Source organism: Microcoleus harperi Pol14_C6 (assembly GCF_036701295.1).
Classification (GTDB): domain Bacteria; phylum Cyanobacteriota; class Cyanobacteriia; order Cyanobacteriales; family Microcoleaceae; genus Microcoleus.
Window position 1 is genome coordinate 281,860 of record NZ_JAUBQN010000002.1, and the last position, 17,729, is coordinate 299,588.

Sequence of the window (17,729 nt, forward strand, 5' to 3'; positions counted from 1 at the left end):
GGAATTTGCCTCTGAGTTGGTTCCCGTCGTCAAACCGAGCGCTTCAGAATTGACTTATTAATTTTATATTAAGTATTGCATTAAATTTTCATATTTCTGATTCAGGATATTTATCTGTACCGATAAACTATACTTATACGTATATAGAGGGGCGGATTGCATACAAAGGAATATTTGTCGATCGCAAGTGCGATCGAACAATCATTAATTGTCTAAAATATTAAAACCGCTCAATGTCCCAAGCGGCTAAAGGAAGTTTGGCTTGGCGCTGTCCGATCGCCCTTGCCCTAACATTCACTAGACCGATCGGCGTATTAAACAAATCTACCATATCGGCTCGGTCGATCCTCTTCGAGGGCTTCGCTAACGCAATTTTGGCAGCAGCAACCGGAAATTCCTTGAACAGCCATCTAGCAAGCCGATAACAATATTCTCCTGTTGTGAATTCTCGCATCAAATCGACACCGTGGAGTTCGTGCAAATATTTATTAGATTCGCCGTAGCGATACCATTGACTTTGCAACTGTTTTATTGTATTTCTGTGGCGGTGTCTGACGATCGCATTTTCGGCAAAATACATTTTATAGGATGTTTCCCGCAAAATCCGCCAACACAAGTCAGCATCGCCGCCACTGGTAAGGTAAGGGCGAAATAATCCTATTTGTTGTAAAACTAGCCTCCGTACAGCTAAATTTGCGGTTTGGGTGTAGGGACAAAAAGGGTGAGCGAGAGTATGTTTTTGAGATAAAGTATTTTGGCGATCGGCGTGTTGTTCTAAGATAGTTTTACCGGGCAGTGCGAGTATTTCCCCAGCACTAATTCCTATTTCTAAGTCAACGAATGGCTTAACTAAATTTTCCAGCCAGTCAGATTCCGGGCGACAGTCTGCATCGGTAAATGCAATGATTTCGCCTGTGGATGCGAGAATTCCTTGATTGCGGGCGGCGTAGGAACTTTGAATCTGATTTTCGGTGAGGTGGCGAATGGTTATTTGATTGAAATTGCTTCCCTCCCTTACCAAGGGGGGGACTGAGGGGGGGTTAGGGTTTGCTGCTGTTTGGAGAATGGTTGAAGTGCGATCGCGGCTGTTGTTGTCTACTAATAGATATTCTACTCTGTGTGGCGGATAAGTTTGCGATCGCAGGCAATCGATTAACTCCGGCAAATCCATCTCGCCGTTGTAAACAGGCACAACCACCGAAACCTCCGGTAAAAACGTTTTAGTCATTCACAAACAACCGTAAACGATAGCATAACTAATATTGAGTAAGATTAAACGAACCGCGAAGGCGCTAAGGAGGCTAAGGAAGATAAATAAGCAAATGTAGTTCTTCCTTTGTGCTATAAGCCTCTTCCCGGTTCTTCAAATAATTAAAAAGCGTTACTAAGTTCCCTTGCATTAACGGAGATATATATTGTCAAAATTATAACTTCCGAGCCTTAAACAGGCAAGATGCCTGTTCCACAACTGCCTTCGGTTCTTGTGGAACAGGCATCTTGCCTGTTTCTTTCAAATAGTAGAAAATATCTCTTACATCCCCTGTGCAATCCGTCACGCAATCCCTTCTCAACTGTTTCTTGTCAACATCAGAATCATTAACACTAACGCCCCATTAGTTAAATAAAAAATGCCAACAACCTGAGTTTCCAACCAGCCGCACAACTCTAAATGATGGTGCAGTGGAGCCATTCTTAACAGACGCTTGCCGATTCCATCCGGTCCTTTTGTAGCTTTGTAATAACCTACTTGAGCAATTACTGACAGCGTTTCTACAAAGAAAATCCCGCTGATAATTAATAATATCCAAAGGCTGTTTGTTAATAAAGCTACCGCACCCAACGCACCGCCCAAAGCTAAAGCCCCTGTATCGCCCATAAACACACTGGCTGGGTTGCGGTTGTGTGCTAAGAAACCGAAACAACTGCCGCTGATGCAAGCGCAAAAAATCATTAACTCTGGCGAAGTAGAGGCTACAGATGCACCTAATCCCAAAAGTGCGATCGCGCCCAAACCGCCCATCAATCCGTCCACACCATCGGTAAGATTAGTAGCATTGCTTTCGGCAACTAGCACAAAACCCGCCAGCGGCCAGAACAGCAAACCTAAGGGCAATACCCAACCGAAAGGCAAAGCAATGCTGGTAGAAATACCAGGTTCACGAAACATCATCCACAGACAAAATAGAGCGGCAAAACCTATTTGCAAAGCCAATTTCATCCGAGGGGAAATACCTTTGTTCGACTTGCGCCGCAGAATTTGCCAGTCATCGATCCAGCCAATGAAACCGTAAGCTAAAGTTAAAGCCGATACGGCAACAACATCTGAGTTAAACTTAGACCAAAGTAAAGCGACTGCTACCCCTGCAGGTACAAAAAAGATGCCTCCCATTGTCGGCGTTCCCGCCTTTTTTAAATGAGCTTGGGGGCCGTCTTCGCGAATTATTTGTCCTGCTTTTAGTTGCTGGAGTACGGGCACAACTGCATAGCCCAACCCCGACGCAACTAAAGCACAAACAACTAGCGGCATAAATAGCGATGCAGGTAAGTTCAAAAATCTACCCGCTGCTACATCTAAACCGATCGCTAAAAGGCAGAGCCCCAAACCCAGCAGCAGGAATAAATTCTTGCCTGTAAGTTTGAAAGGCAGACTAAAAGGGATTTTCTCATCCAAAAAGTTATCCATAACACTCCTCACCACACACTATTTGAGAATAAGCAATTGACAATGGGGAATAGGGTGCGATACAGGAGATTGAGAAATCTCTTAGTTTTTCTTCCCTGTTTCCGGTTGATTTCTTCACCCTTCTACCCGTTATTCTTCGCCTACACTCACATCCTCTTCTACTTCCTCTTCTAAATCATCGTAAGGACTGTCGTCAACTGCCATAAGTTCAGAAATTTCTTCTTCGTGCAGATAGTCGGGTTCTTGGACATCCCTTGCTAACAGGCGATTGTTAGATTCCAACCAGTCTAAAAGAGAAGATTGCTGCTTTAATGGAATTACATCCGCAGGCAAGTGGCGAGGTATTTGACGCAGAGATGGGTTGTACATGATTCTCGGTTTTTAAAGACAAAGACGCGATCGAGTAGAAGTAACGTTTTGCCGACGAACTGCTCATTTGATCAAGCACTTGCAAATCGGGTATTTAGCAAGGCTAAAGCATTATACCACAGGCACTGTTTGGTTCCGGATCGGATAAGATGGGAGACCCAAAAGGCGATCGCCCCCAAGCATGGGCATGAGGATAACACTAAAATCCGCTCTTGCCAATCCTTCTTTAGCCGTAAGCATTGTAATCTAAGACGATCGTCTTTAAGATATCGCGGGACACGCCGCGATCGTATTCTGCAAGCTTGCCTAACGCCAACCGATTGATTCAGAACAGTCTCCTGATTTTTCATCAAAGCCTTATCCCGAAAGCGCTCTGGCTTCCTCAGTCAACTCTCAAGCAATAAATCTCAGAATGGATATAACGGCAGCAGTTTTATACAACAAAGAGGGTTACCACACCGGAGGCAAAAAACTTCTGGGGCGTCATTCAGCCGGAGAAGGGTTTCTCAAAAGCTTAGTCCAACACGGAACCGCTGACTCTCTCTACTGTTGCGCCGATAGCGAAACAACCTTTAAGGAGTTTTGTTCGCATATCCAACCTTGGCTGCAAAAACCTCGGAAAGTCCGCTGGATTCCGATGGAACGACCGGATTTGCTATCTCAACCAGGCACAATTTACCGACCCGATCCGGTTCTGTCGCAGATGGTTTGGACCCGCAGATTTGTCGATCAGCGGGCCTACAGCGTTTGTGGCGTTACTCACACGATCGGTACAAAATACATCATGGGGGCGATCGGCGATTTGATCACCGCACCCATGCAGCCTTGGGACGCCCTGATCTGCACCTCTGCAGCCGTGAAAACAGCAGTAGAAGGAGTTATGAGGGAGTGGTCTGAATATTTAGCCCAGCGCAACGGCGGTAAACCGGAAATTCTGGTCAAATTCCCCGTTATTCCCCTAGGAGTCGATTGCAGCGCGTTTCCGCAGGGTGTGGAAGCCGTTAATAGTCGCCGCCAACTGCGACAAGAACTCGACATTTCTCCCGAAGATATTGTTGTGTTATTTGTCGGTCGATTGACTTTTTCTGCAAAAGCTCATCCGGTACCCATGTACATCGCCCTAGAACGGGCATCACAACAGACAAAAGCCAAAATCCACTTAATTCAAGCCGGTTGGATCGAAGATCCGAGAGAGGAACCCGACTTTAAAAATAGCGCCCAAATATTTTGTCCCTCGGTAAATGCTATTTTTTTAGATGGGAGACAGCCGGAAATTAGAATAAATATTTGGTCGGCGGCAGACATTTTCATTTCGCTTTCCGACAACATTCAAGAATCCTTCGGACTGACACCAATAGAAGCCATGGCGAACGGACTGCCGGCCATAGTCTCCGATTGGAACGGATACAAAGAATCTGTACGCCACGAAATAGACGGCTTCCGCATTCCCACACTCATCCCGCCCCCGGAATCTTGTTTAGATTTAGCCCTAAATTATCTTGACGGCAGCTTAAATTGGCCGACTTACATGGGTCACACTTCCCTCGCCACAGCAGTTGACATTGATGCTTGCACCCTGGCGTTGTGCCAATTAATTGAAAACCCCGAATTGAGAAAGCGGATGGGGGAAAATGCCAGACAAAGGGCGAGGGAAATTTATGATTGGAAAGTAGTAATTGCTGCTTACGAACAATTGTGGCGGGAATTAGCAGAAATTCGCCTTGCGGCACCGGAGTCAGCACCTTTAAAACCCGGGAACCCGCCTTATCCCCTAGGCGACGATCCGTTTCGGGTATTGGGTAATTATGCGACTAGAAGTTTAAGCAATGAGATGATACTGAGTCTGGGTGCGATCGCCACACCAGAACTTTTAAAGCAGGTACAGACAATTAGGTTTACCAGTTTTGGTGAGGATAGGAGAAGATCTGTTAGCATTCAGATGGAGATATTGGATACAATTAAGCAGGAAGGTGCGATCAGCGTGGGGGAAGTTATCCAGCGCTACGTTAAAAACGAGCAAGAATTAGCCTACCTGTATCGGACTCTGCTTTATTTGGTGAAATTTGATATCTTAGTGATTAGTTCTTAGTCCTCGGCGATTGAAATCGCGTCTCCACAAACTTTCGTCCCTCTCGCTTGAGAATAAAGAGAATATCGGTCTGAATTTTGCCTCAAGTGCGATAATTAATCACTGTATCCCTGTCCAAATCGGTGTCGTGCTTTCATTATAAAAAAACTATGCTTAGAAAATCTGCACTATTAGAGATAATTGCTGGTAAGAATCGCGGTTTGCTGGCGACTCCCAGCGACAAACAAGCGATTTTAAGTGCGATCGCCCAATTGGAAGATTACAACCCCACATCACGGCCTGTCGAAGCTGCAGAGCTTTTAAATGGTGACTGGCGGTTATTGTACACCACCAGCCGCGACCTGCTGAATCTTGACAGTTTTCCCTTGGTAAAATTGGGTCAAATTTATCAATCGATCCGCGTCAAAGAATCTAAAATTTATAACATTGGCGAACTTTACGGCTTGCCTTATTTGGAAGGGATTGTCAGTGTAGCCGCAAGATTTGAGCCAACTTCCGAACGGCGAGTGCAGGTGAAGTTTGAGCGGTCTATAGTAGGTTTAAGCAGGTTGATTGGCTATGAATCTCCGGGGAAGTTTATCAATGAGATTGAGTCGGGTAAAAAGTTCGCTGCTGTAGATTTCGGGCTGGATACTCGCGAACAGCGGGGATGGCTGGACATCACTTATTTGGATAAAGATTTGCGGATTGGACGGGGGAATAAAGACAGTGTTTTTGTCTTGACAAAAGAGTGATTTTGTAATGTGTGATTAAGTGCGATCGCCCCTTAACTCCTAATCAATTCATCTTTCCTTCATCCGCGTTTATCCGCGTTAATTTGCGGTTGCAAATAAAAGATATATCACTTTTGCCAACAATTCAAAACTTACTAAAACCCTTAAATCAACAGCCGATCAAAGCCTTCAGATAGGATAAGCGTTAAAACTTAGCGTTAAGAAGTGACAATAGACAATTGTTGTGATGAGTCCTTGAATTTTAATGGAAAAGACGTTAGTACATTCCCGCCAAAAAACTTACTAACGCTTTTTGTATACTCACCTATTAATCCCATAAGTTTATGCAGCATTAACGTATTATCATGCTCATCAAGAAGAGATTGATACAGATTTAGCTGAGAAGAAGCCTACGAACAGTTAGCAGAGTTACACGACAAAAACCTCAAGGCAAATCCATGAATTCGCACTTTGGCAAAAAAAGTGCGATTCCCTACGGGATAGCTACGCTTCACGCAGTCTCCTCCAAAAACGCGATCGCCCTAACTTATCTGCGTCCATCTGCGTCCATCTGCCCACATCTGCGGTTAAAAAAAGATCGATACCCCTTACAAGCATAAAAAATCTAAAATCTAAAATAATAAAAAAATGCTTCGACTCTCCCAAACCCAACTCAAAATCCTCGAAGAATGCCCCCGCAAATTCCAACACAGCTACCTCGAACTACTCGCCACCACCGCCTCCCCAGAACACAAAGAAAAACTCACATGGGGAAGCCATTTTCACCTATTAATGCAGCAGCGAGAACTCGGACTTCCCATTGAATTTATCATCCAACAAGACCCCGAACTGGGACGCTGCGTGGCAGCATTTATCAACACCGCACCCGAACTTTTCGCCAATTCAGAAAATAGCGATCGCATTTTCCGCCAAGCCGAACACCCCCGCACCCTAATTTTCCAAGACTACCTATTCACCGTTATCTATGACTTGCTAATAGCAGAACCAAACGCCGCCCAAATTCTCGACTGGAAAACCTATCCCCGCCCTCAAAAATCAAAATGGATAGCCGAAAGTTGGCAAACTCGCCTCTATTTATACGTCTTAGTAGAAACCAGCGACTATTCCCCCGAACAAGTTTCCATGACATACTGGTTCGTCCAACTGCAAGGAGAAGAACCGCCGCAAAAACTCACAGTTGATTACAACCAAACAAAACACGATCGCACAAAACAAGATTTAACCAACCTATTGCAGCAGCTAACCGACTGGCGACAACGCTATACCGAAGGCGGCGAATTCTTACCCCAAGTAGAAATTAGTTCCAATCTTTGCGATTCCTGTCAATTTGCCACTCGCTGCAACCGCACACCAGACAACACAGCTTTTCCCCCCAATCTTTCGGCAGAAACTCCGGCAAATTGGCTGCCAAATCTTGCTATCATTGAGGAAATGTCTATTTAATTCAACTCTTTTACTATGCCAAATATTAGTCGCCCGGTGGGGGCGGGTTTATAGATATTGTGGATGTGAATGAAAGATTGTTGGTGAACCAGCCCCTACAGGAATTAATGAAATAACATATGACAGAACTACTTCAAAACTTGCCAACTAAACCCCTATCTCAGCCCCCAGATTGGTTGCTCCAAGCTGTCAGAAACCACGCACCAGAACTCCCCGGAAACTATGCCGCTGCACTTCTGTGGTATAGAGGAATTCAAAACCCCGAACAAATACCCGGTTTCTTAAATCCCCAACTTTACCAACCAGCAAGTCCCTTTGAATTCGGACTAGAAATGAACTGGGCGATAGAAAGAATCCAGCAAGCACGAAACAGCGCCGAAAAAGTCGCAATTTGGGGAGACTTCGACGCCGACGGCATTACCTCAACCTCCGTACTTTGGGACGGACTGGGAGAATTTTTTGCTCAAAACGACCAACTAATGTATTACATTCCCAACCGCTTAACCGAATCTCATGGACTGAATGTCGCGGGAATAGATGCCTTAGCCAAATCTGGAATTAGCTTAATTATTACCTGTGATACCGGAAGTACAAACATCGCTGAAATCGAATATGCGACCAGCTTAAACATCGATACAATTGTCACCGACCATCATACATTACCAGACGATCGCCCGCCAGCTACAGCCATTATCAATCCCCGCTACTTCCCCCCAAACCACCAACTATTTAACCTCTCTGGAGTTGGAGTAGCCTACAAATTAGTTGAAGCATTATATCACACATTACCGGATATTCCGCAGCGCCCGCTCACAGATTTATTAGAATTAGTAGCGATCGGCTTAATTGCCGATTTAGTCCAACTTACAGGAGACAGTCGCTACCTAGCACAAATCGGCATCCAACAACTGCAAAAACAAATCGCAAATCCCACCCGCCCAGGAGTTGCAAAATTGCTCGAACTCTGCAAAAGATCTGGCGATCGCCCAACCGACATTTCCTTCGGCCTCGGCCCCCGAATCAACGCCGTCAGCCGCATTCAAGGCGATGCCAGCTTCTGCGTAGAACTCCTCACCAGCCGCGACAAAAAACGCTGCGAAGAACTAGCAAATTTAACCGAAATTGCCAACAGCCGACGTAAATCTTTACAAAAAGATGTTGCCAAAGATGCCGCGGCCAAATTAGCCAAACTCGACCTTTCAACTACTAGCGTCATCGTCCTCAGCGATCCCCAATGGCCCGTAGGAGTATTAGGATTAGTAGCCGGACAAATCGCCCAAGAATACGGCCGCCCCGTGATTTTATTCAGCACAGAAGGAAGCGAAAAAATTAATGAAAATTCCCCGGAAATGCAATTTACCTCCTTATTAGATTCAGAATCACCAACACTTTCCCCCTCCAAAATTGCCAGGGGTTCGGCGCGTTCCGCCAATCAAATCGACCTTTACCAATTAGTCAAAGACCAAGCGCATTTATTGCACAGATTTGGCGGTCATCCCTTCGCCGCAGGATTAAGTCTCCCGGTTGAAAATATCTCCCTATTTACCGATGCTGTTAATCAGCAACTGCGACAACAATACAGTACAGATAGTTTAACAGCCGCACCAGTTCAAGCCGACCTAAAAATTACTGTATCCGAATTAGGCAAAGACTTATTTCAAGAAATAAAATTGCTAGAACCGTGTGGCATGGGCAATCCGGCCCCCAAATTGCTGATTGAAAACTGCTGGTTTGACAATCTCTGGAATCAAAAAATCAAGGATTTGAAAGGGCAAAAAGTAGAATATATCAAAACAGAATTTACAATTAGGGACGAATCTAGCGATACGGGATTTCCCGGCATTTGGTGGGGACACAATCAAAATGAAGTTCCCCAAGGCCGCTGCGATGTAACCGTTGAACTCGATTTTAATACTTACAAATCGCGCTATGAAGTGCGCCTCGTAGCAGTGCAAGAACGCACGGAAGACAACCAAATAAATTCCCCGACTCAAATAGATTGGATTCTAGACTGGCGCACTAGAAATAACGATGAAGAGTTATTAGGCGCTAGCACAAACTTACAATCTCAAATGCCGATCGACAATCTAGTTTACAATTCCGAAAAGGTCGATCGCGAAAACTCGATCGTCCTCAAAGAATGCCCCGCAAGCTGGGACGAACTGCGGATCTGGTTTCGGCAAGCACAGTACACTCAGAAAAAACTCGCGATCGCCTATACATTACCCCCACTCGTACCCCCACAGCAAATCTGCCAACAGCTAATCGGCATCGCCAAATACCTCAGCCGCACCAACAAACCCGTCACCAGACAGCAACTCCGCCAAAAACTCGGCATCAGCGACACATCGCTGCAACTAGGGTTCAAAACCCTAACATATCTCGGTTTCCAAATCCATTACCGCGATCGAGCTTTCCACATCTCCAGACAACCCGAAACCGCACAGCAGCAAGACGCGATCGATAAAATGCCCAAACCCTTATTAGATAGCCAATCCATTCAATTCTCCGTGCCAAATTCCCCGATTGCCGCGCGTTTTGCAGCGCAATTCCTAGCAGCAGTCTCCGAAGAACAATTCCGGCGGAAATATTTCTGTGAAGTACCCCTCTCCACCATTGTGTCGATCGCGCGAGAAACCGTTTTCCAAGAAGATTCTACAGCAATTCCCTTCTAACTGAGATATTGCACCATTGTTAAGAACGGACTCTCCGGCCCGTTCCACTCATGAGATAACTTTTCTTATGGGTTACGCACGCTATTACCACTGGTGGGGCTGGCTTTTGGGCCCCTGAAGGGAGAGAAATTTTTGTGGATCTGCTGGCTTAAGAGGTCTATTCCTGACACGGCGGCAACATCTCAGTTCTAAGAAATATCTGAGTTCTGAATTCATCCCGATAAAATAAGGCATAGGGCAATGCGAGTTATCCGTTGCGAGTCAGGTCCAAAACTCATAACTCCTAACTCACAGCCCAAAACCCAAAACTCCCCACCCCCCAAACTCGATCGCCCATCTCCAATTTAAAACCCCTATGCTTCTCTGTCCCCGCTGCCAATTTGAAAATCCCAATCCAAACAAGTTTTGTCAACAATGCGGAAATTCCCTAATTTACAAACCTTGCCACGAATGCGGTGCCCAAGTCGCTTTTAGCGCCAAAGAATGTCAGAATTGCGGCGTCGCAACAGGTCAAGTGTGGCGGGCCATTATCTGCGGTCGATCGAATTTTCCAGCAGTCGAGCCACAGGAGTCAACCCTACCCCCAGCCGAGTTTGGGCAAAAACCAGACATAGTTCCAGAAACCGCATCGCCCCAAAACTCTCCTGAACCAATCACAGACGCGATTAAAACAGACATAACCACCCCAGCCGAAGCCCGTACAGCAGTCGCACCAACTTCTCCCCAGCCAAGCGACGGCGAATTCAGCAGCGCAGAAATTGACGCTGTGGTAGCCGTGGGGCCGATCGCACCAGCATCCTTTCAAACAACAGAAAAAAGCTCGAATACAGCACCAGAGCGCGAAATAACCCCGTCTGAGCAGAATTTTACAACCGCACCACAGCCTAAACAAATCCAGGAAGCAACCGAGAACCCCGACAGCCCAAACATAGCGGACACCTCCCCTCCATCTCCAGAAGTCCCCATCCCCTATTCAGAATATTTAATCCCTTCCCAGCCAGCCGGAGCTTATTTAGACACTCAGCAGCGCTACCAACTCCTAGAAACCGTGCCGCCGAGAAAACGCTCAGACACAGTAGCAGTAACAGTATTGGACTGTCAGCCTCTGGAAATGTCACCCCTCAAAGCCATGCTAGCAGCCAACTCTGCCAGCGTCGCCAGACGAACATCCCCCTATACCGCAGCAATCAAAGGCGGAGAAAATTCAACCAATTCCGCCTTAGCAGAGCTTTGCCAAGGCATAGCTGAACCTTATCTGGCACTGCGGTGGCAATTCTCTCAAAACCTGCCAGTCATTCACGATAGCTGGTCAGACAACGAACAAGCAGTGCTGCTGCTAGAAGACTGCTCCCAATGGCCACTGCTGGTAGAACGCTGGAGTCAACCCGAAACTTCCACTCAGCAAATTTTATACTGGCTGCACGAAATGACAGAACTCTGGGCTGCCCTAGAACCCTGGCGCTGTCGGCAAAGCTTGTTGGAACTGACAAATTTGCGAGTCAACCCCGACTCTTCGTTTTCCTTGGCTTCTTTGCGACTGCAATACCTCTATCCCGAACCCGCCGGCTCAAACCTGCAACTGGTAGATTTGGGGCAATTGTGGCAGGTGATATTTAGCCAGTCCGATCATCGCACTCAGTTTGGCGCTTTGCTCGAACTGCTGCAACAAATGTACAGAGGCGAGATTAACACAATCGAAGAATTGCGATCGCGCCTAGAAACTGTTCCCCTCGAACTCCAACCCGCACCTTCACCAACCTCAACCCCGACGCGCAGGCATTACCACAGCGCAGACGAGTCGCCCCCCGACGTTGGCGAGGTCTTAACCCAACCGATGCCACTCCAGATTTACAGCTTAGAAGACGCAGGCCTCACCGATGTTGGCCGCACGCGCGACCACAACGAAGACTTCTTCAGCATCTGGACTCAGCTAAACAAACTCGAAAGTTCATTCGGTCGCATTTTTCAAACCAAAGGGCTTTACATTCTCTGCGACGGCATGGGCGGACACGACAGGGGAGAAGTAGCCAGTCAACTAGCCGCTGAAACCCTCAGAGAATTCTTTCAAACCAGTTGGGAAAATCAACTACCTCCGGCAGAAACCATCCGCGAGGGAGTCCTGCTAGCCAACAAAGCCATCTTTGAAATTAATCAAAAAGACGGACGCTCCGGCAGCGCCCGCATGGGTACAACTCTAGTCGCAGTCTTAGTTCAAGACACCCAATTCGCCGTTGCCCACGTCGGCGACAGCCGCCTATACCGACTGAGAAAGGGACAAACCCTAGAAAAAATCACCTCAGACCACGAAGTAGGCCAGCGCGAAATTAAGCGCGGGGTTGACCCGGAAACTGCTTATGCCCGTCCCGACGCTTATCAATTAACTCAAGCCATCGGCCCGCGAGACAGTAATTTTCTCAAGCCTGACGTGCAGTTTTTAGACTTGTGTGAAGATACCTTATTAATTTTGGCTTCCGACGGCCTGACAGATAATGATTTGTTAGAAACTCACTGGCAGAACACTCTCGAACCCCTCTTCAATCCCCAAGCTGATCTCGACCAGGGAGTTGCCGAGTTGATTGAACTGGGTAACAAACGCAACGGTCACGACAATATCACGGCAATTATCATTCGGGCGCAGGTAGGGGCATTTCGATTTTAGAATTTGGATGCTGCCAACTTTTTCAAAGGTGGCACATTTCCCCTGTGACGGCATTGGTTAAACCTGCAATTGTTGCAGAGAAAAAAAACAGATTCTGCCGTTTCCGGGCAACGCTTTACTGCTCGCTCTGTTTTATAGGTATCCGGTGTTAAAACAGCTTCGGTTTGAGTGTTCAAAAAATGATTACAGACCCATACGATTGCAGAAAAGCTGTGAAGTACCAACCATTTATCCGTAGCTTGAATTTTGAGATGGTGTTCCGGAAATCTACCGGAAAAAGTGGCTTGATAGTAAGTTGATTTATCATAGTTGAAAGAGCTTTCACTTACAAAAATAGTTAGTATAATGAAAAAAAATTAACTAAAATGAAGTGAGTCAGCAGGCGGGATGATGAAAAATCTGTTTTATACTAGATCGCTATCGTGGCAAGGTGGGCATAGGTGGGAAGTGTCAGCCCTACATATATGTGGGGCTGACATCACAATCTGCTGCTACATCAAATTTACGTAAAAGTTTAGCGATTGTTTACTTAGTTTTTGTTGTTGCAATTGTTAAATCGATCGACTGTGTTTTAAGGAACGATAGACCCCTCACAAATTTTATGAATAATTGTTCCCAAAAAACTATTTATAAATTCATGGTTGATGGAATATTTAATCACAATCAGGATATTATAAAGGTTTAGTGAAACTCACCTGTGAAGCTCATAATTAACGTGAGTTCGGGATAAGAAAAGGGAAAGCAGGTAGTAGGCTGAAGGTATTGAAGTCTCAACCTCCTGCTGACCCATGATGATCTTAGAAGAACTATTTTGCCATGTCGATGATTTTTGCCAAAGATTTGAGCCGTTGTGGAAACGAAAACTAATCGGGAATGGGCTCAAACAGCGAAATCGTAAGCGGAGCTTGTGTTTGAGCGAAATCATGACGATTCTAATTGCCTTTCATCAATCTTGTGATCGCAACTTTAAGTCCTACTATGTGGAGAAGGTGCAAATGCTGTGGGGTAAAGATTTTCCAGGATTAGTCAGCTATCAGCGATTTGTAGAGTGGACACTCCCGTACGTTGCTCCCATTATGTGCATATCTGCGGTCTTGTTTTGGTCGGTGTACGGGCATTAGCTTTATGGACTCCACTTGTCTCAAAGTCTGTCATAATCGCCGGATCAATCAACATCGAGTGTTTAAGAACCGAAGCGCGCGTGGTAAAACTTCTGTTGATTGGTTCTTTGGCTTTAAGCTACATTTGGTAGTCAATGACAAAGGAGAGTTGCTCAGCTCTCAGGTGACTCCAGGTAATGTCGACGCTCGTACGCCTGTTCCCGATTTGCTTCAACATCTGTTTGGGCAAGTGTTTGCAGATAAGGGCTACATTTCTCAAAAGCTCTTCCAGCAATTATTGGAAGAGCTTGGAGTCCAGCTAGTCACCAAGCTAAGCGCGAAATATGAAGCAGCGTCTGATGCCTCTGTGTGACCGCTTGCCGCCCGTGAAAGCGTGCGGTTGTTGAGACTGTTATCGACCAACTGAAAAATATTTCACAGATTGAGCATTCTCGGCATCGTTCTCCGGTCAACGGCTTTATCAACATCTTGTGCGGATTGATTGCCTATTGCCATCAGCCTAAGAAGCCAGGAATTGCTAGGGAAGACCATTTGCTGCCTTCTGCTTAACCCGAACTCACGTTAATTAATTTTTAATTTCTAATTTTTCAAAGCCCTACGCCCCTAATCTGTAAATTTTCGCCAACTCTCACTGCCACATCAGGGAGTTCAACCACATCAATCGAAAATGCTGCTGACTCTTTTAGATCCAGACAAACAGACCCCCCTGCAACAATGGAGTTTCGAGAGCGAATCCATTGTTCGCATCGGCCGCTCTCCTGAAAATCACGTTGTGATCCCCAATGCTCTAGTGTCACGGCAGCATCTGGAATTGCAAAGAGTTAATAGCGGGAGATCCAGCCAGTGGTACTTAGTCAATTCCGGCACAAATGGCACTTTGGTGAACGGTATTCTCATGTCTCAGGGTTGGATATCCGACGGTGCCCTGATCCAGTTGGCGCGGGGCGGCCCAATTCTGCATTTCCAAGTGGTTACTATTGAAGTCGGTGGCAAGATTGAGGCGAACCCCACCGTCAATCTCGTGGCACCGAGGTGTACTCACGCGGGAAACCCGCCGGGGAATTTATTCTGCATCCACTGCGGCGAACCGATTAAAGTCGATCGCACAGTCCGTCACTACCAAGTGCTGAGAACTTTGGGCCAAGGCGGTATGGGAACAACGACTTTAGCCTGGGATCGAGATAAAGCGAAAGCTCAACAACCCGGAAGTTCCCCCGCAGCTTCTCTGGTAGTCCTCAAGGAAATGAATGCTGATATGGCTCAGATAGTCAAAGCTCAAGAACTGTTTGAACGTGAAGCTAAAACTCTCAAGGCCCTCCACCATCCAGGAATTCCTCAGTTTTTTGACTTTTTTGTGGAAGGGGGCAAAAAATACTTGGTGATGGAAATGCTCCACGGCGAGGATTTAGAAAAACGCATCTACAACCGCGGGCCTGTTGCTCCCCAACAAGCAATAGAGTGGATGATCCAAACCTGTGAGGTTTTGAACTACATTCACTCTCAAAAACCCCCGATCGTCCACCGGGATATTAAACCTGCTAATTTGCTGGTGCGCCACCGCGACAATTGCATTACAGTGCTGGATTTTGGTGCCGTTAAAGAAATCGGCACTCCTCCAGGGACTCGCATCGGGGTTGAAGGCTACACCGCACCAGAACAAGACCGGGGACAGCCTCTCCCTCAGTCGGATTTATATGCTATTGGACCTACTTTGATTTTTTTGCTGACGGCCCAAAGCCCTCAAAACTTTTACGGCAAAATAGCTGGAGGTTACGGCTTTAAGCTCGAAAATATTCCAACCATCGCCCCCAAGCTGCGGGAGACCCTTTTGCGAACCACGGCAGCTAAGCCTGGGGATCGCTTTCAAACTGCTCAACAATTAGCTCGAGCTTTAGCAGCTTCCCTTTAATAGGAGTCAAAAGTCACAAGTCAAAAGTCACAAGTCATTAGGAAGAGGGCAAAGGGAAGAGGGAAGAAGCTAGCAACGGAAATTTATGAAAGAAAATTTACCCGATCGCCTCGAAATTTCTCTTCGACACCCCAGTCCTCCATCTTTTGTGTTATTCCTCGTCCCAAGCTTCTACAGCTATCAACTCGCTCACGGGGTCTTGCATAGAAAAATCAAACTCTAGCAATTGCTGTTTCCAGTACGGCCATTCGTCGCCGTAAAGCAGAGCTATTTTCCAAATACTGTCTGTCGGTTTGATAATGTCAGACGTGACGAGAGAATGCACCTGACGCTGGAACTTAACCATCGGCTGTATAACCTGCTGGCTCATAATACCTCTTGAATTGTTTAAATCTTGTGTAATTACCACTTCCCAGCTCTCACTTTTTACCGCAGTTTCGCCAAGAACAGTCTCGCCAAGATACGTGTAGATTTTTGTCGGGAAGCTACATATTCAACTTGTATCTTAACAGAGTTCGTTTTGACAAGGGCCTATAAGCAGGACTGAAGAGTCAAGACCGACTTCAAAGAATTAATCATCTTTAAAATGTCCCGCTATATGCTGTCGATCGACATTGGGAGGTTTGCCGCCTCGATTGTTTCCACATAGTGGTAGATGCAAGGGCTGCGTTCGGCTTGTTCTTGACAAGGCTGAGTTTGCGTAGGAGAAACTGCAACTACTACTCTTTCGCTGCTACAGCGTAATTTCCGCTTTCCTGCGGGTAAACCACACTTGTTTCACCTTCGACGCTGGGTTCGCTGTGAGAGTGGGGTCTGAGCTACATAAACTGATTATAACTCTACTCACCGCAAAAGCGATCAAAAATTGTTGGATACTGTTAATCGCCACCCCTAAATGTCGATCGAACATTCAAAGGCGACAGCAGAGCGGGCGTACAAGCAAGTTCCAAACCCATCGTCCGTCCTGATTGAGTCAATCTAAAATCTAAAATCTAAAATCTAAAATTGTATGACTTGGACAAGGCGACACATTCTCACTCTGGCTGATTTTACCTCGGACGAATACGATACGGTGCTGCAAACAGCAGCCAGTTTTCGGGAGGTGCTCGGCCGCCGCACGAAGAAAGTGCCGGCCCTGCAGGGTCAAGTGGTCGCGAATTTGTTTTTTGAACCTTCTACCCGGACTCGCAATAGTTTTGAGTTGGCGGCGAAGCGGCTGTCGGCGGATACGCTAAATTTTACGCCGGGAAGCTCTTCTCTAACGAAGGGGGAGACTATTCTGGATACGGCTAAAACTTATCTGGCGATGGGAACGGATTTGATGGTAATCCGGCACGAACAAGCTGGAGTTCCCAGCACGATTGCTTCGGAAATGGATCGCTTGGGTTCGAGAGTCAGCGTTCTGAATGCTGGAGACGGCCAGCACGAACACCCATCGCAAGGTTTGCTAGACTTATTTACTATTTGTGCTCTGTTAGATACCGAACGTCCGCGGCTGGAACTTTTAGCTGGCAAAAAAATTGCTGTGGTGGGGGATATTTTGCACTCGCGGGTGGCTAGGTCTAATATTTGGAGTCTCACGGCTTCTGGGGCAGAGGTCCATTTGGCCGGGCCGCCAACTTTGCTACCGCTGTTGTTTGCTGAGTGTGGTGATGGTAGGGAAGGTAAGTTATTTTTACATTGGCAGCTTGAAGCTGCTTTGGCCGATGCTGATTTTGTGATGACTTTGCGACTGCAAAAGGAACGGATGAGCGACCATTTGCTGCCGAGTTTACGAGAGTACCATTCTTTGTACGGGATTACGCGCGATCGACTGAAACTCTGCAAGCCTGATGTGAAGGTGTTGCACCCAGGTCCGGTTAACCGGGGCGTGGAAATTAGTTCGGATTTGATGGACGATGCCCAGTTTAGCCTGATTTCTCAGCAAGTTACCAGCGGCGTCGCGGTGCGGATGGCATTACTTTATCTAATCGGCGGCGGTAAAGTTTAGGCTGTTAGTTGTTAGTCATGAATTTCGGATATTCGATTATTTTCAGGAGCGATCGCC

Annotated in this window: 11 protein-coding genes and 1 pseudogene; 8 read left to right on the plus strand and 4 right to left on the minus strand. The window is 46.5% G+C overall.

The genetic code is table 11. The annotated features are described in order from the left end of the window. Positions 1-220: 220 nt before the first annotated feature. From QUA27_RS02870 to QUA27_RS02880, 3 genes are all read right to left on the minus strand, one after another. Positions 221-1,228, minus strand: a complete 1,008-nt coding sequence (locus QUA27_RS02870; RefSeq protein ID WP_333066217.1) for a glycosyltransferase family 2 protein — start codon at positions 1,226-1,228, stop codon at positions 221-223. Between the two features lie 339 nt (positions 1,229-1,567). After that, the gene (mraY, locus tag QUA27_RS02875) at positions 1,568-2,683 is read right to left on the minus strand and encodes a phospho-N-acetylmuramoyl-pentapeptide-transferase (RefSeq protein WP_333066218.1); all 1,116 of its coding nucleotides are present in this window, start codon (positions 2,681-2,683) and stop codon (positions 1,568-1,570) included. A gap of 129 nt (positions 2,684-2,812) precedes the next feature. After that, positions 2,813-3,052: a DUF3134 domain-containing protein gene (locus QUA27_RS02880; protein WP_006631296.1), complete on the minus strand. Its 240-nt coding sequence runs from the start codon at positions 3,050-3,052 to the stop codon at positions 2,813-2,815. Positions 3,053-3,464: 412 nt separating this feature from the next. On the opposite strand from QUA27_RS02880, the gene QUA27_RS02885 reads away from it, so the two are divergent. The 7 genes and pseudogenes from QUA27_RS02885 (at position 3,465) to QUA27_RS02915 (ending at position 15,682) form a co-directional block, all read left to right on the plus strand. Continuing rightward, a complete protein-coding gene (locus tag QUA27_RS02885; RefSeq protein WP_333066219.1) occupies positions 3,465-5,141 on the plus strand; it encodes a glycosyltransferase family 4 protein in 1,677 nt (558 codons plus the stop codon). A 149-nt stretch (positions 5,142-5,290) separates the two neighbouring features. Beyond that, on the plus strand, positions 5,291-5,875 hold the full coding sequence (locus QUA27_RS02890) for a PAP/fibrillin family protein (protein ID WP_333066220.1): 585 nt from the start codon (positions 5,291-5,293) through the stop codon (positions 5,873-5,875). 627 nt (positions 5,876-6,502) lie between these two features. Beyond that, entirely contained in the window at positions 6,503-7,318 is an 816-nt protein-coding gene (locus QUA27_RS02895; RefSeq protein WP_333066222.1) for a PD-(D/E)XK nuclease family protein, read from the plus strand. 119 nt (positions 7,319-7,437) lie between these two features. Next, positions 7,438-9,993 (plus strand): single-stranded-DNA-specific exonuclease RecJ, encoded by a 2,556-nt coding sequence (locus tag QUA27_RS02900; RefSeq protein ID WP_333066223.1) that lies wholly within the window; start codon positions 7,438-7,440, stop codon positions 9,991-9,993. Between the two features lie 355 nt (positions 9,994-10,348). Then, complete coding sequence (locus QUA27_RS02905) at positions 10,349-12,652, plus strand: serine/threonine phosphatase (RefSeq protein ID WP_333066224.1); 2,304 nt, start codon at positions 10,349-10,351, stop codon at positions 12,650-12,652. Between the two features lie 791 nt (positions 12,653-13,443). Beyond that, positions 13,444-14,322: pseudogene (locus QUA27_RS02910) on the plus strand (IS982 family transposase). 118 nt (positions 14,323-14,440) lie between these two features. Next, the gene (locus QUA27_RS02915) at positions 14,441-15,682 is read left to right on the plus strand and encodes a protein kinase domain-containing protein (RefSeq protein ID WP_333066226.1); all 1,242 of its coding nucleotides are present in this window, start codon (positions 14,441-14,443) and stop codon (positions 15,680-15,682) included. 151 nt (positions 15,683-15,833) lie between these two features. Here the strand turns inward: QUA27_RS02915 and QUA27_RS02920 are convergent, their stop codons facing one another. Beyond that, a complete protein-coding gene (locus QUA27_RS02920; protein WP_006631282.1) occupies positions 15,834-16,052 on the minus strand; it encodes a DUF4327 family protein in 219 nt (72 codons plus the stop codon). A 639-nt stretch (positions 16,053-16,691) separates the two neighbouring features. On the opposite strand from QUA27_RS02920, the gene QUA27_RS02925 reads away from it, so the two are divergent. After that, on the plus strand, positions 16,692-17,672 hold the full coding sequence (locus QUA27_RS02925; protein ID WP_333066228.1) for an aspartate carbamoyltransferase catalytic subunit: 981 nt from the start codon (positions 16,692-16,694) through the stop codon (positions 17,670-17,672). Positions 17,673-17,729: the final 57 nt, after the last annotated feature.